We start from the raw sequence: 1,416 nt of genomic DNA on the forward strand, positions 1-1,416 counted from the left end.
ATTGTTAAATTTGTGACAACTTTAAAAACTCTTTGGTCGCACCTGTCTTTTTCCGTCTACTTTAAATGGCTGACTTCATCCACCAAATCATCAAGCAGGGCATCAAAAATATCATCGCCTGACAACTGTTCCAATGGCTTATGTGGCTTATGAACGGGTTTTGGTGATGCTTGCGTTTGTGTCTGCTCTGTCAATGTTTGGTTGGCTTGACTGGCTTGATTACTTTGGTTACTTTGCACGGCATTGTCTATCATGTCGCTATTTTTACCAGTCTTTTTATCCATAGCAGATTGTTGGGCGGTGCTAGCACTTACCTGTGGCTCTGCCCCTGCCTCTTGCTGTATTTTTTGCTGTGGCTTTTGCTCTGCTATTGGCTCGGGCTGATTTTGCACACCCTTATCACTAACATCTTTGACATCTTTGGCGTGCCAAAAACCGTAGCGATTGACCGTCCACCACACCAAAAACTTACTGGCGGTAATGCTGTGTAACTCATCGGGCAGTTTTACCACGTTCAAGCCCAGCTCTTGCCATGTCCGCTCATCCGTCTCGCCCTGCTCACACGACTCTTTTGCCACAAAAATCTCATCTAACAAACCATCATACACCACTCGCCTGTCCCACGCTTTTTGGGTTAGGTTCATGCGTGTGAGCTGATAAAACACACCATCATGCCAAATGACATAACTGCGGTGTTTGGGGTGAACAAAAATTACATCTATCGTTCTGTTGGCAGTGCGACTGGTTGGATTTTTCATGGCAGGAACATCAAAAAGGACTTATTTCTATTTTATCAAATTTTTTCATCATTTTAGCAAAATTCTCCCGAAATTCTCCCAAAATATCCCTTGCATTCATGGGGAATTTTGCTATACTGTTACTAGATTTATAGACTAAGCGGTATCCTTTTCACACCTTTATTAAGGAGTTTGCCATGTATCAGCACGTGTTACTTGTTACCGACTTAAATGACGACACCGACATTGTCGCCAGTAAAGCCAAATGGATTTTGGATTCATCGCCATCTGCTCAGCTGTCTGTGCTACACGTGGTCGAAGAGACCATGCTCGGCTTTGGCTACGAGCTAATCCCTGCGTCCGCCCTGCACGAAGAGATAGACGATGAGCGTTGCCAAGTGGCTCGCACTCGTCTTGCCGAAGTGTTGGCACGCAACAACCTACACGCCCACAACGCCAAAATCAAAACCGCCATTTCAGGACGTAAAGGCATCGTGGATTACTGCAACACCCACGCCATTGACCTAGTCGTCATCGGTCGCCACAAACGTACAGGGCTATCGGCGTGGCTGGCAGGGGCAACTGCCGACAGCATTTTGCCCGATGTGGACGCTGATTTGCTGGTGGTGCAGTTGGGTTCGGTCAGTTAGACAGTCATTGTGATAAGGGCAAATTTGGG

Annotated in this window: 2 protein-coding genes; one reads left to right on the top strand and one right to left on the bottom strand. The window is 46.5% G+C overall.

What is annotated here, in order from left to right; all coding sequences use genetic code 11:
* Window positions 1–56 precede the first annotated feature (56 nt).
* A complete protein-coding gene (locus IM753_RS12735; RefSeq protein WP_065274065.1) occupies window positions 57–758 on the bottom strand; it encodes a hypothetical protein in 702 nt (233 codons plus the stop codon).
* Window positions 759–934: 176 nt separating this feature from the next.
* On the opposite strand from IM753_RS12735, the gene IM753_RS12740 reads away from it, so the two are divergent.
* A complete protein-coding gene (locus tag IM753_RS12740; protein WP_065256713.1) occupies window positions 935–1,387 on the top strand; it encodes a universal stress protein in 453 nt (150 codons plus the stop codon).
* Window positions 1,388–1,416 lie beyond the last annotated feature (29 nt).

It is taken from the genome of Moraxella sp. K127, assembly GCF_015223095.1.
Taxonomy (GTDB): Bacteria; Pseudomonadota; Gammaproteobacteria; order Pseudomonadales; family Moraxellaceae; genus Moraxella.

Coding starts and splice junctions, on each gene's coding strand:
- IM753_RS12740 (WP_065256713.1), top strand. CDS start 935: ATGTATCAGCACGTGTTACTTGTTACCGACTTAAATGACGACACCGAC.
- IM753_RS12735 (WP_065274065.1), bottom strand. CDS start 758: ATGAAAAATCCAACCAGTCGCACTGCCAACAGAACGATAGATGTAATT.